The 24,584-nt window shown below is 65.2% G+C and carries 16 protein-coding genes; 9 read left to right on the top strand and 7 right to left on the bottom strand.

Annotated elements, in window-relative coordinates; genetic code table 11:
- Positions 1-46 precede the first annotated feature (46 nt).
- Positions 47-3,001: an amidohydrolase family protein gene (locus BRX37_RS16485; protein ID WP_125988293.1), complete on the bottom strand. Its 2,955-nt coding sequence runs from the start codon at positions 2,999-3,001 to the stop codon at positions 47-49.
- Between the two features lie 13 nt (positions 3,002-3,014).
- Positions 3,015-4,904, bottom strand: coding sequence for a gamma-glutamyltransferase family protein (locus BRX37_RS16480; RefSeq protein WP_125988291.1), 1,890 nt, complete (start codon positions 4,902-4,904; stop codon positions 3,015-3,017).
- A 2-nt stretch (positions 4,905-4,906) separates the two neighbouring features.
- Between BRX37_RS16480 and BRX37_RS16475 the strand changes: the two genes are divergently transcribed.
- The 3 genes from BRX37_RS16475 (at position 4,907) to BRX37_RS16465 (ending at position 10,439) form a co-directional block, all read left to right on the top strand.
- Entirely contained in the window at positions 4,907-5,134 is a 228-nt protein-coding gene (locus tag BRX37_RS16475; RefSeq protein WP_164522476.1) for a hypothetical protein, read from the top strand.
- Between the two features lie 299 nt (positions 5,135-5,433).
- On the top strand, positions 5,434-8,493 hold the full coding sequence (locus tag BRX37_RS16470) for a TonB-dependent receptor domain-containing protein (RefSeq protein ID WP_318276730.1): 3,060 nt from the start codon (positions 5,434-5,436) through the stop codon (positions 8,491-8,493).
- Between the two features lie 80 nt (positions 8,494-8,573).
- Positions 8,574-10,439, top strand: a complete 1,866-nt coding sequence (locus BRX37_RS16465; protein ID WP_125988285.1) for a gamma-glutamyltransferase — start codon at positions 8,574-8,576, stop codon at positions 10,437-10,439.
- A 52-nt stretch (positions 10,440-10,491) separates the two neighbouring features.
- Here BRX37_RS16465 and BRX37_RS16460 read toward each other — a convergent pair whose 3' ends face one another.
- The 4 genes from BRX37_RS16460 to BRX37_RS16445 all read right to left on the bottom strand — a co-directional run bounded on the left by BRX37_RS16460 (position 10,492) and on the right by BRX37_RS16445 (position 14,631).
- On the bottom strand, positions 10,492-11,937 hold the full coding sequence (locus BRX37_RS16460) for an amino acid permease (protein ID WP_125988283.1): 1,446 nt from the start codon (positions 11,935-11,937) through the stop codon (positions 10,492-10,494).
- A gap of 51 nt (positions 11,938-11,988) precedes the next feature.
- Positions 11,989-12,639, bottom strand: a complete 651-nt coding sequence (locus BRX37_RS16455; protein ID WP_048936520.1) for a GntR family transcriptional regulator — start codon at positions 12,637-12,639, stop codon at positions 11,989-11,991.
- An 85-nt stretch (positions 12,640-12,724) separates the two neighbouring features.
- Positions 12,725-13,732, bottom strand: coding sequence for a 4-hydroxyproline epimerase (locus tag BRX37_RS16450; RefSeq protein WP_125988423.1), 1,008 nt, complete (start codon positions 13,730-13,732; stop codon positions 12,725-12,727).
- On the bottom strand, positions 13,732-14,631 hold the full coding sequence (locus BRX37_RS16445) for a dihydrodipicolinate synthase family protein (protein WP_017502462.1): 900 nt from the start codon (positions 14,629-14,631) through the stop codon (positions 13,732-13,734). Before BRX37_RS16445 ends, BRX37_RS16450 begins: the two co-directional genes overlap by 1 nt.
- An 84-nt stretch (positions 14,632-14,715) precedes the next feature.
- Here BRX37_RS16445 and BRX37_RS16440 point away from each other — a divergent pair, with 84 nt between their 5' ends.
- Both BRX37_RS16440 and BRX37_RS16435 read left to right on the top strand, forming a co-directional pair.
- Positions 14,716-15,966, top strand: a complete 1,251-nt coding sequence (locus tag BRX37_RS16440; RefSeq protein ID WP_206434171.1) for an NAD(P)/FAD-dependent oxidoreductase — start codon at positions 14,716-14,718, stop codon at positions 15,964-15,966.
- Between the two features lie 3 nt (positions 15,967-15,969).
- A complete protein-coding gene (locus BRX37_RS16435; protein WP_125988279.1) occupies positions 15,970-17,172 on the top strand; it encodes a M24 family metallopeptidase in 1,203 nt (400 codons plus the stop codon).
- A gap of 15 nt (positions 17,173-17,187) precedes the next feature.
- On the opposite strand, the gene BRX37_RS16430 is transcribed toward BRX37_RS16435, so the two are convergent.
- Entirely contained in the window at positions 17,188-18,204 is a 1,017-nt protein-coding gene (locus BRX37_RS16430; protein WP_318276725.1) for an Ldh family oxidoreductase, read from the bottom strand.
- Positions 18,205-18,319: 115 nt separating this feature from the next.
- Here BRX37_RS16430 and BRX37_RS16425 point away from each other — a divergent pair, with 115 nt between their 5' ends.
- The 4 genes from BRX37_RS16425 to BRX37_RS16410 all read left to right on the top strand — a co-directional run bounded on the left by BRX37_RS16425 (position 18,320) and on the right by BRX37_RS16410 (position 24,584).
- Complete coding sequence (locus BRX37_RS16425) at positions 18,320-20,728, top strand: beta-L-arabinofuranosidase domain-containing protein (protein ID WP_318276722.1); 2,409 nt, start codon at positions 18,320-18,322, stop codon at positions 20,726-20,728.
- A gap of 85 nt (positions 20,729-20,813) precedes the next feature.
- On the top strand, positions 20,814-22,616 hold the full coding sequence (locus BRX37_RS16420; protein WP_125988275.1) for a DUF885 domain-containing protein: 1,803 nt from the start codon (positions 20,814-20,816) through the stop codon (positions 22,614-22,616).
- 37 nt (positions 22,617-22,653) lie between these two features.
- Positions 22,654-23,085 carry a YybH family protein gene (locus BRX37_RS16415; RefSeq protein ID WP_125988419.1) on the top strand — a complete coding sequence of 144 codons (432 nt, stop codon included), beginning with the start codon at positions 22,654-22,656 and terminating at the stop codon, positions 23,083-23,085.
- Entirely contained in the window at positions 23,082-24,584 is a 1,503-nt protein-coding gene (locus BRX37_RS16410; RefSeq protein ID WP_125988273.1) for a peptide MFS transporter, read from the top strand. The genes BRX37_RS16415 and BRX37_RS16410 overlap by 4 nt, the downstream gene beginning before the upstream one ends.

The following is a 24,584-nucleotide window of genomic DNA, read 5'->3' as shown; positions in this document are numbered from 1 at the left end:
CAGTCCGACGGCTCAGGTCAATCGAAAGCGAACGGCAATCGCCGGATCATTTCCGCATGCCGCCGGCGACGATGTCGTCCACGTCATGGATGACGCCGTTCATCATCACCTTCTTCACCTTGAAGGTGTTGGCGATGTCGGCGCGCGGATCGCCATCGACCAGCACGATGTCGGCCAGCTTCCCGGCCTCCAGCGTGCCCGCATCCAGGTTCAGATCCTTCGCCGAATTGACGGTCGCGGTCTGGAGCGCCTGGAACGGCGTCAGCCCCGCGTCGACATAGGAGGAAATCTCCGCATGGAGATTGTTGGCGATCATCGTGTCGGTGCCTGCCGTCACCAGCGTGCCGGCATCATACATCTTCTTCAGGCTCTTATATTGCCCCTCCAGCAACGGGCGCAGCATGCTGGCCATCGGATCGGCTTCGGTGATCGTTTCCCGTGCCCAGACCGGATAGAGATTGAGGCGCGGGTCGTCCTTGTAGCCGGGATGCTTGGCCAGATAGGGCGTCATCGCGCCGAAATGGGTCGGCGTCAGCGTCCGGCCGCTGCGACCGAAAAGCTGGATCACATCCTCATAGGCCATGCCCTGCGGCCCCTGCTTGGGCGAATAGCCGCGCCGGCTGGTCGCGCCCATATGCTCGGTGCCATCCACGCCGGAAAAGGCGGCCGGGAAGATTTCATGGCCGCTGACCGGGATGCCCATTTCATGGGCGGCGCGCACGATCTGGCGCTGGAACAGGTCAGGCATGCGCACATAGCTTTTGATCATGTCATAATGAAGCGCGCGCATGCGGGTGAATTCCCGCTCCAGATGGGCCGGGCTGGAGACCGCCACGCCCATCTTGTAATAGACACGCTGCCATTCGAGCAGCGGCCCGGCGACATAGAGGCGCGGCGACAGGCGCACGCCCGATTCCGCCGCCTCGCGATCCTCCACCGCATCATAGATTTGCGTACCCGGATCGCGCACCGTGGTGATGCCATAGGCAAGCCAGGCCCGTTCCAGATTGGAGCCGAAATCCTTCTGGGCATGGGAATGATGCTCGATCAGGCCGGGAATGGCGGTGAGGCCCGTGCCGTCGACAAAATGCTCCGCCTGATGCAGCGCGGGATCATGGTCGCGGATTTCGGCGATGCGGTGGCCGTCGACGATGATGTCCTTGTCATGCTGGGTCACGTCATGGACGGAGTCGACCAGATTGCTGACATGGATGACGGTGCGCCCGGTCGGGTTGGCGATGCGATAGGTCAGGTCCAGCGGGATGTCGGTGATCGCACCGGTTTCGGTGTCGAGCGACTTCAGCTTGTCGGCCGACTGAAACAGGATCGTCTTGTTGTCGCCGGCCCAGCTCGGGAAATAGGAGATGTCGGAGGTGTAGGAGCGCGGCGGCCCCAGCGGCTTGCCGTCGGCGGCCACCGGCCAGATCTTCAGCAGCCCCTCATAGATGGCGGCCATCTTCGTCCCGTCGGGCGACCAGGCAGGGCCGCCGCCGGCGCGGGTATCCATCGACATATTCGGTTCGGGCAGTTGCCAGAAGGGTTTGCCCACGCCATCGGTCGGCACCATGTAGACCTGGTTGGTGCCCTCGCGGAAGCTGTTGGAATATTTGTAGGATAGCGGGATGGCGACATATTTGCCGTCGGGCGACCAGCTGGGGCTGCCGGGCTGGCCCAGCGATCCCTGAAGGCGGGTGATCTTGCCGGTCGCGACATCGACCACGCACAGGCCGGCGACGCCCCAGCGGCCGTCGACATCGATATAGGCGATCCGCGTGCCGTCATGCGACCAGGCGGCGCCCAACGGCTGGGTGTCGATATCGGTCAGCCGGCGATCCTTGCCGGTCTTCAGGTCGCGGATCCACAGCTGCGGCAGGCCACCGCCCTTGTCGGAGGTGTAGACCAGGCTCTGGCCATCGGGCGACCAGGCCGGATCGGTGTCGAGCGCGCCATCCTTGGTCAGATTTTCCGGCACCCCGCCCTTGGACGACATGACATAGAGATCGCCGAGCGCGGCAAATGCGATGCGGCTACCGTCGGGCGACAGGGTCGGATGGACGATGCCCAGCGCCTTGCGCGGCGCGGTCGAATCCCAGTCGCGCTTGGCGCGGGTGTAGCTGGGCTTCACCACCTCCAGCGTGGCAGCGAAGTTGACGGTCGACAGGCTGGTGCCCTTGCGGCTGCGGATTTTGCCGTCGGACACATAATAATAGCCGCCCTTCCCCCAGGACACACGGAAGGGGAAGACATTCTCGGCGCCACTGACGGCCTTGCCATCGACCTCCAGACGGCTCCCCTGCGCGTCCTGCACCACATAGGCGAGTTCGCCGCCGGGGCCGAAGGAGGGCGCATCGATCTTGCCCTGCACCTGCTTCAACAGGCTTTCCTGCCCATCGGCAAGGGCCGTGACATAGAGGGCGGTCTTGGCGCCGTCCGTGCCGGAATAGGCGATGCGCGCGCCGTCGGGCGACCAGCTGGGCATGCGATCCTCGCGCCCGTTGCTGCTGACCTGCTTCATCGCGCCGCTGGCGATGTCGAGCGTCCAGATGTCGTAATTGCCGCTGCGATCCGACGAGAAGGCGATTGTCCGGCCATCGGGCGACCAGGCCGGCTCGCGATCATCATAGGCGCCCTCGGTCAGCTTGCGCATGTCGCTGCCGTCCGGCTTGATCGTCCAGAGATCATAATTGCCGTCGCGATAGGAAAAATAGGCGAGGCGCGAACCGTCGGGCGACCAGACCGGCTGGCGGGCATCGTTGAAATAGTCGGTGATCCGCTTCGCCTTGCCGCCGCTGGTCGGGATGATCCACAGGCTGCCCTGCAGGTCCACGGCCAGCCATTTGCCGTCGGGCGATACCGACACCGCCATCGACGTGCCTTCATGCACATCGAACGCGACCGGGGTCTCGCCGCCGGGCGGGGGCAGATTGGCGGGCTGGGCATAGGCCTGAACGGCGCCGGCCGACAACAGGGCCAGCGACAGAAGCTTGAAGGCAGATTTCATCGGATCGATCCCCTTACCAACCAAATATATAGCGTTCGCGGCGCACATCCGCGCCACCGCGCAGCGTGCCGCTGCCTGGCACCACGCCGGCCGCGACGATGCCAGTCGACACCGCGAACGGCCCCAGCACGTCCAGCTTGTGACCGCGCGCGGTCAGATCGTCGCGCACCGCCTGGGGCACGCGATCCTCGATTTCCAGCACACCCGGCTCATCCTTCTTGATGCCGAAGGAGCCGTGGAAATGATTGGAATTGATCCGCGGCGCCTCGATCGCGGCCTGGAGCGGCTGGTTGAAGGCCAGCACCCGCAGCAGCACATTCATGATCTGCTGATCCTGATTGTCGCCGCCCGGCGTCCCGATCGCCAGATAGGGCTGGCCGTCCTTGAGCACCATCGATGGCGACAGAGTGGTGCGCGGCCGCTTGCCCGGCACCAGGACGTTGGGGCTTTCCGGATCAAGGTCGAACACGGTCAGGCGGTTGCTCATCGGCACGCCGGTATCGCCTGCAATATAGGCGCCGCCCAGCATCCAGCCGGAACTGGGCGTGCAGGAAAAGAGGTTGCCGTCCTTGTCCACCACTTCGATCGCGGTCGTGTCGGCGGTCGGCTTGGGCGGGGCTTTCAGCATATGCGGCGTGAATTGCGGCGTGGTCCGCGCCCTGCCCTCGAACGCCCAGGGATTGCCGAAGCGATGCTCCAGCGAGGCGCGCGGACCGATCTGCTTCGCCCGCTGCGCCGCATAGTCCTTCGACAACAGCCCCTTCATCGGCACCGTCGCGAAATCGGGGTCGCCAAAATACATGTTGCGATCGTCGAAGGCGAGCTTGATCGCCTCGGCAACGGTATGGAGATAGGGCGCGGAGCCCGGCTCCATGGTCGCGATCCCGGCCGCCTCGGCAATGTTGAGCGCCATCAGCATGGCCGGCCCCTGGCTCCAGAAACCCGCCTTGCAGACCTGATAGCCAAAGACGCTGGTCATCGCCGGCGCCTCGACCTTGCCCTTGTACTTGGCCAGATCCTCGTAGCGCATCAGGCCGCCGTCCCGCTCCATCGCGGCGCCGATCCGGCGGGCGATGTCGCCCTTGTAGAAGGCATCGCGCCCGGCCTGGATCGCGGCCTTGCGATCCTTGGTCTTCTTGAACGCCGCAGCATCGGCGTCGGCAATGATCCGCATCGTGCGGGCGAGATTGGGCTGGCGGAAAATTTCCCCGGTCCTGGGCAATTGGCCACCGGGATAATAGGCGTCGTAGGCGTCCTTATATTTGGACGTCGCCTTCTGCTGGCTGACGAACACTTCGGCCAGGAAATTATACATGACGAAGCCGTCGGCCAGCTCGATAGCGGGCTGCATCACTTCATGCAGTCCCATCGTGCCGTTGAGCTGGAGCGCGAGCGCCATCGCATCGACCATCGCCGGCACGGTGCCGCCATTGGGGCCATTGCCCGGAATGACGCCAGCATCGGCGAACTTGTCGGGCGTGGCCAGCCCCGGCGCGACGCCCTGGCCGCTGATCAGCGACACCTTCTTCGTCTTGCCGTCATAGATGATGGTCGGCGCTTCGCCGCCAAAGCCGAAATGCGAAATCTCGGTCACGGCCGCGGCAAAGACCGCCGCCACGCCCGCGTCGGTCGCATTGCCGCCGGCCAGCAGGATGCGCGTCCCCGCCGCCACGGCATAATGGCGCCCTGCCGCAACGATGCCGAACTGGCCGACGATCTCCGGCCGCAGCGTTTCGCCTGTGCTAACCAATCTGGTTGGCTCGATCGCTGCCTTGCCGGGCTTTGTCGGCGCATTGCCCGCCTGGGCGGAGGCTGGCCCAGCACCCGCGACCAAGGCCGCACCGGCCATGGCCGACGCCGCGAACTCCCGCCGGGTCACCCCCTGCTTTGCGTTATCGCTCATCGATGGAATCCCCTGTTTTCGGCCTGTCCGGCATCACCCGAGGGAAGGCGTTTGCCGGCCGATACGCGCAACAACGAGCCAACCCGATTTTTCCGCTATATGCCGGTAAATCCGATTTTATTTCAAAAATATTTCGAAACATATGGCGGAAATTTCATTCCCGTCAGTTTTATCGCAATGAACGCGCACAATGGTGGGTGTTGTGCCCGGAAAAAGCCTTGCCGTCGTGAGGGCGACAGCAGCAACGATTTCCCACGCAAGGGATGATGCCGGAACTCCAGTTTTTCGGGAGGGCCTGCAAATGCACTATCTGAACGGTCATCAATAAACATGGGTCGCTGCACGCGTCGTGCGGCGCCGACATTTGCCGACCTCCCCAATCTCTGAACCGGAAAGGCACCTTTGCCTAACGGCGCGAAGCTCAAGGCTTCATCACAGGGGAACAATAATGACGAGAGAAAGAGGAAAGACGCTTTTCGCCTTAACCACCGCCCTAACCAGTGCCAGTCTCTGGGCGTTGACGGCCGGCATGGCCCAGGCCCAGTCCAACACAGAAGCCGCCCCGCAGGCCGGTGAACCGGCCGCTGCGGAAATCGTCGTCATCGGTTCCCAGATCAAGGGCGCCAATACCGCCGGCGCGCTGCCGGTCAGCCTGGTCGGCGAAGAGCAGATCGAGGCCGTGGCCGCCGTTTCGGGCGCCGACCTCTATCGCTCCATCCCGCAACTGGGCGGCGTCACCTTCAACGAACAGGTGCTGGGCGGCGGCAACGCCAATGCCGCGCGCGGCGACGTATCGACCGTTTCGCTGCGTGGCCTGGGCCAGGGCAATACGCTGCTGCTGATCAACGGCCGCCGCACCGTGTTGCACCCGACATCGCAGGCGATCACCGGCGTCGTCGATTCCGGCGTCCCGACCTTCGGCTACAATGCCAACACCATTCCCGTCGGCAATATCGAGCGCGTCGAAGTGCTACGCGACGGCGCGGCGGCGCTCTATGGCTCTGACGCGGTTGCCGGCGTCGTCAACAATGTGCTCCAGTCCGATTACAAGGGCGCCAAGTTCGACGTCCAATATGGCGGCGCGGAAGGCACCAATCTGCGCGAATTTGCCGCCAATGGCCTGGTCGGCTTCGATTTCGACGAAGGCCGCGGCAATATCTCGATCTTCGGCGGCTATGCCCAGAAGTCGAAACTCTATCTCAGCGACCAGGATTATACCGCCAGCGTCGATCGGCGCGGCTATGTCGCCGGCACCTCCTTCGCCAATGTCGCGGCCTGGAACGGCACCAGCACCAGCACGCCCTGGGGCACCTTCCGCGTCGTCCGTCCCGGCGGCGGCGCCAATTTCCTCAACCAGACGCTCACCAGCAACGGCACTGCCTTCACCAACAGCTCGGGCCAGTTCCACATCCAGCCCAGCGCCAATGCCGGTTGCCGCATCGCTTCGGGCACACCCGACACCTGCTATGATGACGGCAATGGCGCGACGGAAATGTCGGGCGCGGATTCCAACCTGCGCTTCAATTCGCCGGCAACCTTCGACGACCTGACCGCCCAGCCCTCGGTCAAGCGCATCAACATCTTCTCCTACATCAACTATGAACTGTCGGACGCCCTGTCCTTCTTCGGCGAGGTCGGCTTCTATCGCGGCAAGACCAGTTCGACGATCGGCGCGCCCGGCTCGCTCGCCAACATCCCGATCACCGTAGCGGCCAATGCCTATTGGAACCCGCTCGGCCCGGTCGGATCGCCCAACCGCCTGCCCGGCCTCGATCTTTCGGTGGTCCCGGCCGAGGGCCTGCCGGTGCAGATCACCTCGCTCAGTTATGTCGACGTGGGATCGCGCAAGGTCGACGTGACCAATTACCAATATCGTTTCCTGGGCGGCCTGCGCGGCAGTATCGGCGATTTCGACTGGGAATCGGCCGGCCTCTACACCTGGGCCACGGCCAAGGACACGCAGGAGAATTTCTCCAACATGCTGCTGCAACAGGCGATCAACAAGACCACGCCCGACGCCTACAACCCGTTCAACGGCGGCTGCGTCGACACGCCCTCGATCGGCGACTGCACGCCCAACAGCCAGTCCACGATCGACAGCTTCATGATCGAGGCGACCCGCAAGACCCGCACCTCGCTGGCCCTGTGGGACTTCAAGGTGTCGAACGCCAATCTGCTGGGCCTGTGGGCCGACAACAGCATCGGCGTCGCGGCTGGCATCGAATGGCGGCGCGAAACCTATCATGACAATCGCTCCACCTATCAGGGCGGCATTGCCGGGGTCGACACCACCTACACCGACGCGGTCACCGGCGTCTTCTATGGCTCCGACCTTGGCGGCGCCAGCCCCAGCCCGGACGTGCGCGGCAAGCGCAACGTGAAGTCCGCCTATGCCGAACTCGCCATCCCGATCTTCAGCCCGGAAATGGAAATCCCGATGTTCCGTCGCCTGAACTTCCAGGTCGCCGGCCGTTACGAGGATTATAGCGACGTGGGCTCTGTGGCGAAGCCCAAGATCGCGGGATCGTGGGAATTGCTGGAAGGCATGATGCTGCGCGGTTCCTGGTCGCAGGGCTTCCGTGCGCCGAACCTGGAGGTCATCAACACCTCCACGCTCGACCGCGTCAATGGCGGCTTCGACTATGTGCTGTGCGATGCCGATGTCCGATCCGGGCGCGCGACGAACTTCTCCAGCGCGGTCTGCAACGTGTCGGTGCTGCGTCGCAGCGGCGGCAACCCGAACCTGAAGCCGGAAGAATCGACCAGCTGGAGCTTCGGCGCCGTGCTGTCGCCGAAACTGGGCGATGGCTTGGGCAAGGTCACCTTCACCGTCGACCGCTGGAAGATCCAGCAGAAGAATGTCGTGGGCCTGCTCGACTATCAGAATGCGCTCAACCTCGACTATCTGCTGCGCACCCAGGGCAGCAGCAACCCCAACGTCATCCGCCGCGATCCCACGGCGGACGATATCGCCCGCGTCGCCGGCACCGGCCTCGCGCCGGTCGGCGAATTGCTCTACGTCGTCGCCAATTTCCAGAATCTGTTGCCGGTCACCGTTCAGGGCATCGACTTCAATCTGGACTATTTCCTGCCCACGACGTCGGTCGGCACCTTCTCGCTCAACGTGAATGCCTCGCGCCTGATCAGCTATTATGTCGACGCCCCGGCGGGCGTGCAGCAGGTGATCGCGGGACAGGCCGCTGGCGAGATCAATGCCGGCGTGCCGATCCAGGGCGGCGGCGACGTGATCGGCCGCGATGGCCAGCCGCGCTGGCGGCTTTCGGCAACCTTCGACTGGTCGCTCGGCCCGTGGAAGATCGGCGCCTTCACGCAGTATATCGACAGCGTCTATGAAAATGGCGTGCGCGATGCGTCCGCCAATCCCTGGACGGTGAAGGGCCAGACGACGGTCAATCTCTATGGCCAATATACATTCAAGAATGATGGACCGTTGAACGGCACCACCGTTCAGATCGGCGCGCGCAACATCTTCGACAAGGATCCGCCGCTGGCATCGGGCGGCTATTTGTCGAACCTCTACCAGCCGCAGGCGCGCTACTGGTACACCAGCCTGAAGAAGGTCTTCTAAAGGCTTGCAAGACATGGGCACGGCGCGATGCTGCCGTGCCCATTTTCTCCTTTTCCTTTCCCCTGCAAGGTCGCTCCGCCATGTCCGATACGCCCCCATCCTTCCTGGATCGCCGCGAAATGCTGGCCGCCGGCCTTGCCGGCATGGCGCTCACCACCCTGCCCGGCCGCGCTTTGGCCCAATCGGGCGCACGCGCGCCCGATGCGCCTCGCACCGGCAGCGCCAGCGTCGCCGCGCACCGGGTCGAAGTGCCCATGCCGCATGGCGGCGTGACCGCCGGCCATCCGCTGGCGGCCATGGCCGGCACCCGCATGCTGATGCAGGGCGGCACCGCCGCCGATGCCGTGGTCGCGGCGATGGCGGTCATGAACGTGGTCGAACCCTGGGCATCCAGCGCGGGCGGCAACGGCTTTGCCACCTGCCTCGATCGCAAGACCGGCAAGGTCCAGTCACTGGCCTTCACCGGCGGCGCGCCGCGCCTGCTCGATCCCGATGGCGATCCCAAGGCGCTGGACCATGGCCCCAAGGCATTGACCGTGCCGGGCGCCTTTGGCGGCTGGATCGCGCTGGCCCGCCGGTTCGGCAAATTGCCGCTCTCGACCCTGCTCGAACCGGCGATCGGCTATGCCCGCGACGGCCACCCCCTCGATGCCTCCATCGCCATGTTCATCACGCGCGCGCAAAAGACGCTGGCGCTCTACCCGACCAGCGCGGCGATCTTCCTGCCCGGTGGCCAGCCCCCCGCCCCGCGTTCCATATTCCGCAATCCCGATCTCGCCCGCAGCTTTCAGGCCCTTGCCGACGCGGAGAGCCAGGCGCTCAAGGGTGGCGCCGATCGGGATCGCGCGCTGCAGGCGGCGCATAACTATTTCTATACCGGCCCGATCGCGCAGGAATTTGCCCGCTTCTCGACACAGACCGGTGGCTGGCTGCGGCTCGATGACCTCAAGGCCTATCAGCCGCGCTGGGACGATCCGGTCACGACCAATTATCGCGGGCTGGACGTCTATTGCAGTCCGCTCACCTCGCGCACGGGGCTGGAATTGTGCGAGCAGCTCAATCTGGTCGAGGGGTTCGACCTGGCCGCGCTGCCCGCCGACGATCCGCTCTTCACCCATTATCTGATCGAGGCGATCAAGGTCGCGAAGGCCGACGTCTATAAATATGCCGCCGATCCCAAATTCGCCAGGTCGCCGGTCGAGGGACTGCTGTCCAAGCGCTTCGCCGCCGAGCGACGCCAACTGATCGATGCCGCCCGTGCGGGCCTTTATCCCGAAGGCGGCAATGCCGCCGCCTTCGACCGGGCCGCGCTGGACCGGGCACGGCAGGATTTCGCCCATCAGGGCGACGATCACACGCGCGGCGGCGACACCACCAGCCTGTCGGCGGTCGATGCCGACGGCAATGCCATCGCGGTCACGACGACGGTTGGCGGCGGCTTCGGCACCTTCCTGGTGATGGGCAATACCGGCATATTGTTCAACAACGGCCTGCGCTTGGGGTCGTCCGCCCCCTATGCCGGCCATCCCAACAAGGTCGCACCGGGCAAGATCGCCCTGCTCGGCAATGGCCCGACCATCGTGCTCGACAAGGGCCGGCTGAAACTGGTCTTCGGCTCGCCCGGCGGCGAGACGATCGGCCAGACCCAGTTCCAGTTCCTGGTCAATATCGTCGATCGCGGCCTGCCGATCCAGGCCGCGATCGAGGCGCCACGCTTCGCGATCGACGCCGATCCCAATTTCTACAGGCCCGGCGCGGCGATCACCGTACAGGCGGAACGGCGCGTCCCCGATGCCACGATCCAGCGCCTGACCGCGATGGGGCACAAGATCGAACTGGTCGGCCCCTATGCGATCGGCAGCGTGCAGGGCATTTTGGCCGATGCGTCGGGCGCCCGCATGGCCGGCGCCGATCCCCGACGCATGGGCTATGCTGTGGGCTATTGAGCAAGCCGGCCAGTCGCGGCGACGCGGCTGACCGGCTTGCGTTACGGTTGTCCTATTCCGGCAAGCCTTCCTCGCTGGCCGCATGGCCGGTGGTGCGCAGCAGGCTGCGACCCCGACTATAGGCAAAATAGAGGGCCAGGCCAGCCAGGTTCCACAGGCCGAAACGCAGCAGCGTCTTTTCCGGCAGGCTGATCAGCAGATAGATGCAGCCGATAATCGCCAGCGTGCCGACCAGATAGGGCTGCGGGCAGCGAAACACGCGCTTCATCTCCGGCGCCTTGCGGCGCAGCGCCATCATGCAGCCGGCGACCGCGATGAAGGCGATCAGCGTGCCGGCATTGGCCAGTTCGGCAATCTCGTCGAGGCGGAAGAAGCCGGCGACGGCCGCGACGAAGAGGCCCGTGATCGCGGTGATGCGCGCGGGCGAGCCAGTCTTTTCCGAGACTTTGCTGAGCGACCGCGGCAGCAGGCCGTCGCGCGCCATGACGAAGAAGATGCGGCTCTGGCCATACATCATGACCAGGATGACGGAGGGCAGCGCCACCAGCGCAGCGCCCGCCACCAGCCAGGCGGCGACCGGATGCTCCAGCGTGCGCAGCACCAGCGCCAGTGGCTCGGACGAACCGGCCAGCGCCCGATAGTCGAGCGCGCCGATCGCCGCGACAGCGACCGCCATATAGATGAGGGTGCAGACCGCCATCGATCCAACGATGCCGATGGTGAGGTCACGGCCGGGATTGCGCGCTTCCTCGGCCGAGGTCGCCACCGCATCGAAGCCGTAGAAGGCGAAGAAGACGATCGCTGCCGCCGCCATCACGCCGCGCGTCATGCCCCCCTCCACATGGCTGACGAAGCCATAAGGCATGAAGGGCTGGAGATGGTCGGACTGGAAGGCGGGCAGCGCCAGCGCGACGAAGGCGGCGAGCGCGGTCAGCTTGATGACGACCAGAATGATGTTGAGCGTCGCGCTTTCCCGCGTGCCGGCGATCAGCATGCCCGCGATCGCCAGTGCCACCAGAACGGCGGGCAGGTTGACGATGCCGCCGCCATGCGGCCCGGCCAGCAGCATCGGCGGCAGACTGATCCCCGCCTGCTGGATCCAGCCGACCAGATAGCCCGACCAGCCGACCGCCACCGTGCTGCACGCCAGCGAATATTCCAGGATCAGGCTCCACCCCACGACCCAGGCCAGCGTCTCCCCCAGCACCGAATAGGTGTAGGTATAGGCGCTGCCCGCGGTCGGGATCAGCGTGGCCAGTTCGGCATAGGCCAGCGCCGCGCAGGCGCACACGGCCCCTGCAATGGCGAAGGCCAGGATCACCGCCGGCCCCGCCCGGTCGGCCCCCACGCCGGTCAGCGTATAGATGCCGGTGCCGACGATCGCCCCGACCCCCAGCGCGATCAGATGCGGCCAGGACAATGTCTTGCGCAACTGCTGATGCTGCGCGTGATGACTGGCGCCGATCGGCTTGATCGGTCCCCAAAATCCAGTGCTCAACCGAAATTTCCTTCCCTGTTCTTATGGACGTTCCGGTTGCTCGGTTATGGTTCAGTCGTCGGCGTCGAGCTGAACCATGAGATCGTCCATGGTTTTGCGGATATGTGCGACCGTGAGTTCGCGGATCAGTTGGCCGTCGCGGGCGAGCCAGGCGTCGAGCATCTCGCGATGTTCGTCATTGGCGCGTTCGTCGCGGCCAAGCGGCTCCAGATGCTTGCGGACATAGCGTTCCGACAGGATATGGAGCCGTTCGAGAATATTGACCGACAGCGGCTGGCTGCTGGGACGCAGCAACGCCATGTGGAAGGCGCGGTTGAACGCCCCCACCCCGTCGCCACCTTCGTCGGTGACCTGATAGAGGGTGGCCAGCGTGTTGATCGCCGCCTGATGCTCCGCCTCGTCCGCCCGTTCGGCGGCCAACGCCATCACATCGGGCTCCAGCTTCAGGCGCAGCGCATAGACTTCGTCCGCCTCCACCCGGTTGAGGCTGCGCACGAAGAAACCGCGATTGGCCTGCGACTTGAGCAGCCCTTCCTGCTCCAGTCGGGCGAGTGCCTCGCGCAGCGGAATCTTGCTGATCCCCAGTTCGGCGGCCAGCGCGTCCTGGCGGATCGGCCCGTCGGGCGGCACCCGGCCAGACAGGATGCGCTCACGGACAAGATCGACCAGCTGGTCGGACAGGTTTCGGATGACTAGGCTCATGCGGCGAACATAGCACAGAGCGGACGGCGGAATACAACTTCGTATATGATGGACGATCCTGTTCGACCGCTCTCCGCCTTGGGTTTCATACGACCGTGAAGCCGGCCCAGAACGGGTCTTCGCGATCGACCCAGATGGTGTTGAAGCCGGTGGCGATCGCCGATCCTTCGATCGAGGGAATGATCGCCTTCTGGTCGCCGATCATCGTCTCGGCCTCGACCCGGCCGATGAAGCGGCTGCAGATATAGCTTTCATGCACGAACCGGTCGCCGACCTTCAGCTTGCCCTTGGCTGCCAGATGCGCCAGCCGCGCCGACGTGCCGGTGCCGCAGGGGCTGCGGTCAATCGCCCGCTCGCCATAGAAGACGGCGTTGCGACCGTCCGCACCCTCGCCCTTGGGCTGGTCGGCCCACAGGACATGGCTCACCCCCTTGATGCTGGGTTCGAGCGGATGGACCGGCTGATATTGCGCGCGCACCAGTTCGCGAATGGTGCGGCTCAGTTCCACGATGCGCGATGCGCCGAGGTCGTCGAGGCCGGTATAGGCGCCCTGCGGTTCGACGATCGCGTAATAATTGCCACCATAGGAAACATCGACGTTGAGCGGACCGAAGCCCGGCACGTCGATTGCGATCCCCTCCGCCGCCAGATAGGCGGGGACGTTGCGGATCTTGACCGATGTCACGCGCTTGCCGTCGGTCGTGTAATCGATGTCGATGACGCCGGCTGGCACTTCGACCCGCAGCCTGCCCGGCGTTGCCGGCTGGATCAGGCCATTTTCCAGGCCGAACGTCACCATGCCGATCGTGCCATGGCCGCACATCGGCAGGCATCCGCTGGTTTCGATGAAGAGAATGCCGATATCGGTATCCTCTCGCGTCGGCGGGTAGAGGAAGCCGCCCGACATCATGTCATGGCCACGCGGCTCGAAGCAGAGACTGGTGCGGATCCAGTCGAAGCGGTCGAGAAAGTCCAGGCGGCGTTCCGCCATGGACTTTCCCTTGAGCAGCGGCGCGCCGCCCGCGACCAGACGGACGGGGTTGCCCGCCGTATGGCCGTCTATGCAAAAGAATGTGTGGCGCACCGCCGACATCAGGCCGCCGTCAGGCTGGGCTGGGTGGCGGCGCACTGCTCGACCCAGCGGATGACGTCGGCGCGGCGCTGGCCTTCCAGCGGCATGCGCGGCAGGCGGACATGCTCGGTGCCGCGTCCCATGATGCTTTCCGCGAGCTTGATCGACTGGACCAGATCATGATCGGCATCGAGGTGCAGCAGCGGCATGAACCAGCGATAGATGCGCAGTGCTTCTTCCAGATCGCCCCGGTTGATCGCCGCGACCAGCGCCACGGATTCGCGCGGGAAGGCGCTGGTGAGACCGGAAATCCAGCCATGGGCGCCCAGCAACAGGCCCTCGAACGCGACATCGTCCAGGCCCGCCATCAGGATATAGCGGTCGCCGAAGGCGTTGATCAGGTCGGTGAAGCGACGCGGATCGGGCGCGCTTTCCTTGACCGCGACGATGTTGGGCGTGTCGGCGAGGCGAGTGAGCGCGTCGATGCCGATATTCACCCGATAGGCCGGCGGGTTGTTGTAGAGCATGATCGGCAGCGACGTCGCTTTGGCCACCGTCTCGAAATGAGTGCAAAGTTCGCCCACGGTCGGCACATAGACCATGGCAGGCAGCACCATCAGCCCATCGACACCCAGCTTTTCCGCGTCCTGCGCGAAGGTGACAGCGCGGCGAGTGGTGAATTCGGACACGCCGACCAGGATCGGCACGCGGCCATCCACAACCTCGACCGCCGCCTTGACGACAGCACGCTTTTCTTCGGCTTCCAGCGAGTTGTTCTCACCGCAGGTGCCGGCGATGATGAGGCCGTCGACGCCATCCTTCACCAGCGCGTCCAGGACAGCCTGGGTAGCGGGGATATCAACGTCCAGATCGGGGGTGAACTGGGTGGTGGCGGCAGGGTAGACACCACGCCACGTCAATTTTGAGGAATTCACATAAGCCTCCGTTGAAACTGAGGATCGTATACGGTATCTAATCGTCATCGCCAAGTGAAAAGAAGTCAATTGACCCAACACGCAATCATCATCGGCGGCGGCATCGTCGGAATATCCTGCGCTATCCGATTGCAGGAAAAGGGAATTTCAACGCTGCTGATCGAACGGGAAAACCCGCTGCGCGGCGCATCCTGGGGCAATGCCGGCCATGTCGCGGTGGAGCAGATCGACCCGCTCGCGTCGATGGCGACGGTATGCAGCTTTCCCCGGCGACTGTTCTGGCGCGGGGGGGCGCTCGGCCTGCCCTGGCGCGACATCGGCCGCTGGCTACCCTTCTCACTGCGCCTGTTGAATGCCGCGCGCCCGTCGCGCTTTGCGGCAGGACGCGCCGCGTTAAAGGCAATGTTGAAAGAAGCAATGCCGGCCTGGCAGCGGATCGACGCGCTATGCGCGGGCCAGAGCCGCCTGATCGAGGATGGGCATTTCATCGTCTGGGAAAGCGAGGCAAGTGCGCAGGCCGGGCGCCAAGCCTGGATGGGGGCCGATTGCGGCACGGCGCGCTTCCGCGACGCGACGGCGCGCGAGATGGCCCTGCTCGAAGCCCTGTTTCCCCATCCGATTATCGGCGCGATTCGCTGCGAGGGCAGTGGCCGCATCGCCGACCCGACCCGGCTGGCGCAGGATCTGAAGGATGCTCTGCTGGCGGCAGGCGGGCGGATCGAGCAAGCGGAGGTTAGCGCACTGCCCATCCGTGATGGGCAGGCGCAGGTGCAACTGGCCGACGGCCAGACGCTGGACGCCGACCATATCATCGTCGCGACCGGCGCCGCATCAGATGTCCTGCTGCGCCCGCTGGGCCACAAGGTGCCGATCATCGCCGAACGGGGCTATCATCTGCAGACGCCGAACGCGCCCGAAGGCTGGCCGATGGACATGCCGCCGGTGGTGTTCGAGGATCGATCGATGATCGTCACCCGGTTCGAGAGTGGGCTCCGCGCGGCGAGCTTCGTCGAATTTTCCAGCCTCTCCGCCCCGCCCGACCCGCGTAAATGGCAGCGGCTGCGCACCCATGCCGCGGCACTGGGCCTACCGATCGAGGTGGATGCCAGGCCCTGGATCGGCGCGCGCCCGACCCTGCCCGATTATCTGCCCGCGATCGGCCGGAGTGACCGGGCGGAAAACCTGCTCTATGCGTTCGGCCACCAGCATCTGGGGCTGACATTGGGACCGCTGACCGGGGAAATCATCGCCGCGCTGGCCACCGGCGCACCGCCACCGGTCGATGCCACGCCCTTTTCGCTCCGTCGCTTTGAAGGATAGAGTATGACACAGCAGATCGGCGGTTCCGACGCCGCCACCGAACTGGCCGGCCTCCAGCCCTGGACCGATCGCGCGCCGGCCATCGCCGCCGCCGAATATCAGGCCCGCATTGCCAAGGCTCGCGCCTTGATGGCGCAGGAAGGGCTCGACGCGCTGTTGATCGATGCCGGGACCAGTCTTGCCTATTTCGCTGGCGTGCCCTGGGGCGCAAGCGAGCGACTGGTGGCGATGCTGCTGCCGCTCACCGGCGAGCCGATCCTGATCTGCCCGCGCTTCGAACGCGGATCGCTGGAAGCCGACCTCAAGATCGACGCCGGCGACCTGCGCCTGTGGGAAGAGGATGAAAGCCCGTCCGCCCTGGTCGCCGATGCGCTCAAGACGCTGGGCGTCGCCCGGCTGGGGATCGATCCGGCCATGGCCTTCCTGTTCGTGGAGCGCATTCGCGCTGCCGCGCCGGATGTGACGCTGGTTGCCGCCTCGGCCGTGATCGACGGTTGTCGCAGCCGAAAGTCGGCCGCCGAACTGGCGCTGATGCAGCAGGCCAAGTCGATGACGCTGGAGGTGCATCGCCGCGCCGCCCGCATCCTGCGCCCCGGCATCACCGCGACAGAGGTGCGTCGCTTCATTGAAGCCGCGCACCGGGCGCTCGGCGCATCGGGCAGCAGCTTCTGCATCGTCCAGTTCGGCCGATCGACTGCCTATCCCCACGGCCTGCCGGGCGAGAGCGTGCTGGCCGAAGGCGAGATGGTGCTGATCGATACCGGCTGCACCATCGGCGGCTATCATAGCGACATCACCCGATCCTATGTCTATGGCGAGGCGGACACCGAGCAGCGGCGCATCTGGGCACTGGAAAAGGACGCGCAGCAGGCCGCATTCGACGCGGTCAAGCCCGGCATTCCCTGCGGCGCGATCGACGCGGCGGCGCGTCGCGTGCTGGAGGCGGCGGGCCTTGGCCCCGACTATCGCCTGCCCGGCCTGCCCCATCGCACCGGCCATGGCATCGGCCTGTCGATCCATGAGGCACCCTATCTGGTACGCGGCGACATGACCCCGCTGGAGCCGGGCATGTGCTTCTCCAACGAGCCGATGATCGTCGTGCCGGATCGCTTTGGCGTGCGGCTGGAGGATCATTTTTACGTGACCGATACCGGGGCGGCCTGGTTCACCCCGCCCTCGGTCGCGATCGACCAGCCGTTCGCCTGAAATCGCTGGCGGCGCTCAGCTGAGCGCCGCCAGTTCCTCATAGAGCGCGCGGGGAATGCGACAGCCCTGATCGGGGGTGCGACGACGCGCCGCGAAGCGCCGCTGCGATGGCAGGCGTGCGCCTTGACCGGTAATGCCGTCGAACAGCGCCTCGGCCCGCTGCATATGCTCGGCGGCCGCCGCGCCCAGGAAGCCGACGGGATCGATGGCGATGATCAGTTCGCCGCCATAGGGCGATGCCTTGGCGCCATCGTCATGCGCCAGCGATTCCGCACTGGTCATGTCACCGATCAGCGGCCCGGCAATCAGTTCGACCATCGCCGACAGGGCCGATCCCTTGTGCCCGCCAAAGGTCAGCAATGCGCCGGCCAGGCCCGCTTCCGCATCGGTGGTCGGATGGCCCTGGGCATCGATCGTCCAGCCTTCCGGGATCGGCTTGCCGGCGCGGCGGTGCAGTTCGATCTCGCCGCGCGCGACCGCGCTGGTGGCGAAATCGAAGACAAAGGGATCGCCGCCGGGGCGCGGCCAGCCAAAGGCGATCGGGTTGGTGCCGAACAGCGGCGAGGTGCCGCCGGCCGGCGCGACCCAGGCATGGCTGGGGGTGCAGGCAAAGGCAACCAGCCCCTGATCCGTCAGCGCCTCGATCTCCGGCCAGAGCGCGGCAAAATGCACGCAGCGATTGATGCCCATGGCGGCGATGCCCATCGTCCGCGCCTTTTCCACCAGCAAAGGCAATCCCGTAGCGAAAGCCAGTTGGGCAAAGCCGCCGGCCGCATCCACGCGCAGCAGCGCGGGCGAGACAGGGTCGACCACCGGCACAGCGTCCGGCACGACCTTGCCGCTGTTCAGCGTATGGACGCAGTTGAGCAGGCGATAGACCCCATGCGACGCACATTCGTCGCGCTCGCCAGCGATGATCGTCGCGGCAACTGGGCCGACATGCGCCTCCGCCAGACCATGGCGGCGCAGCACGGCATGGGCCAGATCCGCGACCTGCTGCAGCGTCAGCGTGACGCTTTCGTCCGCGCTCATGCCTTTATTGCCCATGCCGCAGCGTTGAAGATAGACATGCATCCTCCGTCTTGATCCCGAACCATAATCGCAATATCGTATACCGTATAACGATTGCAGACAAGCCGGAGCCGCCATGTCCCACCGTCACACGCCCCTCAGCCGCAGGGCCATGTTGCTGGCCGCGACCGCCGTCGCGACGGCCCCCGCCTGGCAGGGATGGAGCAGCGTCGCCCATGCCGCAACCGGCAGTGCGCTGCCCGAATCGGCGCGCGCCTTGCCGCTGCAGGGGACCCGGCTTCTCCCCTCCCCCTTTGCCGACGCGGTCGAGAGCAATCGCCGCTATCTGCTGCGGCTGGAGCCGGATCGGCTGCTGCACAATTTCCGCAAACATGCCGGCCTGACTCCCAAGGGGGCAATCTATGGCGGCTGGGAAAATGATACCATCGCCGGCCATACGCTGGGCCATTATCTGACCGCGCTGGCGCTGATGCACGCCCAGACCGGCGACGCCGAATGCGCCCGCCGCGCCGCCTATATCATCGACGAACTGGCCGCCTGTCAGGCGGCAGCCGGCGACGGCTATGTCGCGGGCTTCACCCGTCGCCGCGACGATGTGATCGAGGATGGCAGGCTGATCTTTCCGGAGATCATGCGCGGCGACATCCGATCGGCCGGGTTCGATCTCAACGGCTGCTGGGTGCCCTTCTATAATTGGCACAAGCTGTTCGCCGGCCTGTTCGACGCCGAAACCCATCTGGGCAACAGCCAGGCGCGCGGCGTCGCGCTGGCCCTGGCCGCCTATATCGACGGCGTGTTCGCGAGACTGGACGATGCACAGGTGCAGCAGGTGCTGGACTGCGAGCATGGCGGCATCAACGAGAGCTTCGCCGAACTGCACGCCCGCACCGGCGATCCGCGCTGGCTGGCGCTGGCGACGCGGTTGCGCCATCGCAAGGTGCTCGACCCGCTGGCCCAGCGACAGAACAGCCTGCCCTGGATCCACGCCAATACCCAGATCCCCAAGCTGATCGGCCTTGCCCGCCTGCACGAGATCACCGGCAATGCCGCAGACGCGATCGCCGCCAATTTCTTCTGGGAGACCGTGGTCGGCCAATATAGCTATGTCATCGGCGGCAATGCCGACCGGGAATATTTCCCTGATCCCGGCACCATTTCCAAGCATATCACCGAACAGACCTGCGAAAGCTGCAACAGCTACAACATGCTGAAGCTGACCCGGCATCTCTATGCCTGGAAGCCCGAGGCGCGCCTGTTCGACTATTATGAACGCGCCCATATCAACCATATCCTGGCGCATCAGAATCCGGCCACCGGCATGTTCGCCTATATGGTGCCGCTGATGTCGGGGTCGCACCGCGTCTGGTCGGAACCGTTCGACGATTTCTGGTGCTGCGTGGGCAGCGGCATGGAAAGCCATGCCAAGCATGGCGAATCCATCTGGTGGGAAGATGCCGACCGGCCAGCCGACATGCTGATCGCCAATCTCTATATCCCCAGCGAAGCCGACTGGGCGGCACGGGGGGCAAAGCTGCGGATCGAGACCGGCTATCCGTTCGATGGCCACATCGCCCTGTCGATCCCGAAACTGGCGCGGGCCGGCCGCTTCACTCTGGCGCTGCGCATTCCCGGCTGGTGCCAGGGCGCGCGTATCGCCGTCAACGGCACGCCCCTGCCCGCCCCGCGCATCGCCGATGGCTATGCCCTGATCGATCGCAAGTGGAAGGCCGGCGATCAGGTGACGCTGGACCTGCCGATGGCATTGCGGGTCGAAGCAACGCCGGATGATCCCCGCACCATCGCGCTGCTGCACGGCCCGGTCGTGCTGGCGGCCGATCTGGGCGCGGCCGACCAGCCCTTTGACGGTCCCGCCCCGGCGCTGGTCGCCGCCGATGTGACGCAGGGCTTTGCCGCCACCCCCGGCGCCGTACCCGCCTATCGCACCGTTGGCATCGGCAAGCCCGCCGACCTCAGCTTCTCGCCCTTCTTCCAGCAGCGCGATCGCCGCACCGCCGTCTATTTCAAGCGCTTCACCCAGCAGGAATGGGACGTCGAGCAGCAGGCCTTTGCGGTCGAGCAGGCCCGGCTCCGCGACCTGGAGCGGCGCTCGGTCGATGTCATGCATCTGGGCGAGATGCAGCCCGAGCGCGATCATGGGCTGGAGGCGAAACTTTCCTACACCACCACCTATCGCGGACGGCATGGGCGCGACGCGCGCACCGACGGCCATTTCCAGTTCCGCATGAAGGTGAAGCCCGGCCCGCTGATCCTGCAGGCCACCTATTGGGGCGAGGAGCGTAACCGGCTGTTCGACATATTGGTCGACGGCCAGAAGATCGCGACGCAGAAACTGGATGCCGACCGGCCCGGCGAATTTTTCGACGTCACCTATGCCATTCCCGAGGCGCTGACGCGCGGCAAGAGCATGGTGATGATCCGCGTCCAGCCGGCGCCCGGCATGACGCGGGCCGGCCCCATGTTCGGCGCGCGCATTTTCACCCCCGCGGGCGAAACGCGCACTTGACCCACCCCAACCAAGGTATATCGTATACATTATTGACATAAACGGGGCGCCGGGTCGCGTCACCGAACAGGGAAGAGAGACATTCATGAAAATGCCCCATGCCGCATCCTTGCTCGCCATCGCATGGCTCGCCGCCACGGCCCCGATTGCCCTCGCTCAGGCCGCCCCGCCTGCTGCCGCTCCGGCCGCCCAGCCGACCGCCGCCGACCTGAAGCTCAAGGCGCTCTATGACGCCGAATGGAGCTGGCGCCAGAAGGAATTTGCCCGCCTGCCCGGCAGCGGCCGAACCGAAGGCGGCGCCGACGATCATCTACCCAGCGTGACGCCCGCCACCCAGCAGCGCCGCTATGCCTATTGGAGCGATGTCCTCAAACAGCTCGACCAGATCCCCGATGCCCAGCTGTCGCATGAGGAATATATCAACAAGGCGGTGTTCAAGACATCGGTCTGGGAGAATGCGACCAAGATCAAGTACAAGACCTATGAGGCGCCGTTCAACAGCGACACCTTCTTCTGGACCGGCCTCAACCCGCGCACGCCCTTTTCCAGCGCCGACAATTATCGCCGTTATCTTGGCCGGATGAAGGACATTCCCCGCTATTTCGACGAGCAGATCGCGAATATGCAGGCGGGCCTGAAGCGCGGCTATACCGTGCCGCGCGTATCGATCGAGGGACGTGACAAGACGATCGAGCCGTTCCTGGCCGCCGGCACCGACAATCCCTTCTACAAGGCGTTCGCCGCGATGCCGGACACCATCCCGGCCGATCAGCGCCAGGCGATGCAGGCACAGGCCCAGGCACTGATCCGCGACGCCATCGCGCCCAGCTACCAGAAGCTGCTGACCTTCATGCGCGGCGAATATATGCCCAAGGCGCGCAAGACGATCGACGCCTATTCGCTGCCCGACGGCAAGGCCTTCTATCAGGACCAGATCCGCGAATATACGACGCTGGACCTGACGCCGCAGCAGATCCACGAGATCGGCCTGAAGGAAGTCGCACGCATCGACGCGGACATGAAGAAGACGATGGCGGACGCCAAGTTCCAGGGGAGCTTCGCCGAGTTCCTGGAATTCATGCGCACCGATCCGCAATTCTACGCCAAGACCCCGCGCGAGCTGCTGTCCTATTCCGCCTATGTCACCAAGAAGATGGACGGCAAGCTGAAGGACACGTTCAACAACCTGCCGCGCTATCGCTTCACCATCCTGCCGGTGCCGGACGAAATCGCGCCCATCTACACCTCGGGTCGGGGCGGGCTCGAATCCTGCCTGATGAACACCTATGACCTGCCATCGCGGCCGCTCTACAATCTGACCGCACTGACGCTGCACGAATGCAATCCGGGCCACAGCTTCCAGGCCGCCTATGCGCTGGAGGCCCCCAATCGCCCGGCCTTCCGTGGCCAGACCTATTTCTCGGGCTATGGCGAAGGCTGGGGCCTCTATACCGAATGGCTGGGCACCAAGCTCGGCATGTATGAAACGCCCTATGAGGAATTCGGCCGCGAGACATTCGAGATGTGGCGCGCGGTGCGGCTGGTGATCGACACCGGCATGCACTCCATGGGTTGGACGCGCCAGCAGGCGATCGACTATATGGCCAGCCACACCGCGCTTGCGAAGCTCGACATCACCAACGAGGTCGATCGCTATATCGCCTGGCCGGCGCAGGCGCTGGCCTACAAGCTGGGCGAATTGTCGATCCGCAAGATGCGCGCCAAGGCCGAGGCGGAACTGGGCGACAAGTTCGACCAGCGCCCGTTCCACGACACGCTGCTGACCATGGGATCGGTGCCGCTGCCGGTGATGGAGGCGGAGCTTGACCGCTTCATCCAGGCGGAAAAGGCCAAGACCGCATCCGGGGCGCCCGGTGCGGCGCAGTAAGCGCATTCTCCTCCCCCTGATCGGCGCGGCGCTCTGCATGGGTGCCGCGCCGATCTCCCCTTCGGCGGAGACGGAGACGGCGGCGATCCGCCAGGTGATTGCCGACATGGAGATCGCCTGGAACCGGGGTGATTTTCGGGGCTATATGGCGGGCTTCCTCAACCCCGGCGTCACCTTCGTGTCGCGCGGCCAGTTCCAGCGCGACTGGCAAGGGACGCTCGACCATTATGTCCGCGACTATGGAGCCTCGCCCGAAACGCGCGGCACGCTCCATTTCTGCGACATCAGGATCGAGATGCTGGCGCCCGACGCGGCCCAGTTGATCAGCCGCTTCCACCTTGCAGCCAAACCCGGCCAGTCCGGCATCAACACTCGGCTGATGCGCAAGGTCGAGGGCCGCTGGGTGATCGCCCTGAACCATGTGTCCGCGTTCGAGCCGGACTCGACCCACCCTGCCTATTGCCAATGAGCGCCATGCCCCCTGCCGATCATCACGCCACCGCTACTTTCCTCGGCCATCCGCGCGGCCTGTTCATCCTCTTCTTCACCGAATTGTGGGAGCGTTTCTCCTTCTACGGCATGCGGGCGCTGCTGATCTTCTACCTGACCAAGCAGTTCCTCTTCTCCGACGAGCGCGCCGGCATGCTCTATGGCGCCTATATCGCGCTGGTGTTCGTCAGCCCGCTGGTCGGCGGCTGGCTGGCCGATCGCTATCTGGGCGCGCGCAAGGCGGTGCTGTTCGGTGGCATCGTCATCGCCTGCGGCCATATCCTGCTCGGCCTCGATGCGCTGGGCGGCGACCGTGAGAGCGCGACCCGCATCTTCCTCGCCGGCATGGCGGTCATCGTGGTCGGCACCGGCTTCCTCAAGGCCAATGTCTCGGTGCTGGTCGGCCAGCTCTACCCCCGCGACGACATGCGTCGCGATCCGGCCTACACCATATTCTACATGGGCATTAACCTTGGCGGCGCACTCGGCCCGCTCGTCTGCGGCCTGCTGGGCGAAACGATCGGCTGGTCCTGGGGTTTTGGCGCGGCGGCGCTAGGCATGATCCTGGGCATCATTGTCTTCGTCATGGGCAGGCCATTGTTGCAGGGCCAGGGCGAGGCGCCCGATCCGGGCTGGCTGGCGAGCCCGCTGTTCGGCATCCGGCGCGAATATTGGCTTTACGCCAGCGCCCTGCCCTTAACCGCGGCGATGCTGGCCCTGCTCGCCAGCCCCGCGACGGTCGGCTATCTGCTGAGCGCCAGCGGCTTTGCGATGGGAATCGGCCTGGTCACCTATGCCTGCCTGAAGCTCGAGCGCGCGGCGCGCGGGCGGTTGCTGGTGGCGATCTTCCTGCTGGTGGTGCAGCCCGTCTTCTGGGGTCTGTTCGAACAGACCGGCTCCTCGCTCAACCTGTTCATCGACCGCCATGTCGACCGCACCATGTTCGGCATCACCGTGCCGGCCTCGCTGTTCCAGGCGGTCGGCCCCTTCTCCATCTTCCTGCTCGCGCCCTTCTTCGCCTGGCTATGGTTGAAGCTCGGCCGGCGCGGGCTGGAGCCATCCACCCCCGCCAAGTTCGGCCTGGCCATCATCCAGGTCGGCGCCGGTTTCCTGCTGCTGGTCGGCGCGGGCATGATGCTGCCGGGGGCGAAGATGCCGATGCTCTTCATCCTGCTGCTCTACCTGCTCCACACCATGGGCGAGCTGTGCCTGTCTCCGGTCGGACTGGCAGCGATGTCGCGCCTGTCGCCGCCCCATATGCTGGGGCTGATGATGGGCACCTGGTTCCTGGCGACGGCGGGCGGCAATTTCATGTCGGGCGTGATCGCCGCCGCCATCGGCGCATCGGCAGGGGCAGATCAGACCGGCACGGTGCTCGCCGCTTATGGCCGGATCGGCGGCCTTGCCATGCTGATCGGCCTAATCATCCTGATCGTATCGCCGCGTATCGGCCGCCTCATGCAACAAGGCGGCCGATAA

Origin of the sequence: Sphingomonas sp. S-NIH.Pt3_0716, from assembly GCF_003950715.1 — a bacterium.
Lineage (GTDB): Bacteria > Pseudomonadota > Alphaproteobacteria > Sphingomonadales > Sphingomonadaceae > Sphingobium > Sphingobium yanoikuyae_A.
The sequence above is the reverse complement of the archived record's forward strand: the minus strand, read 5'-3'. Positions and strand labels throughout refer to the sequence as shown.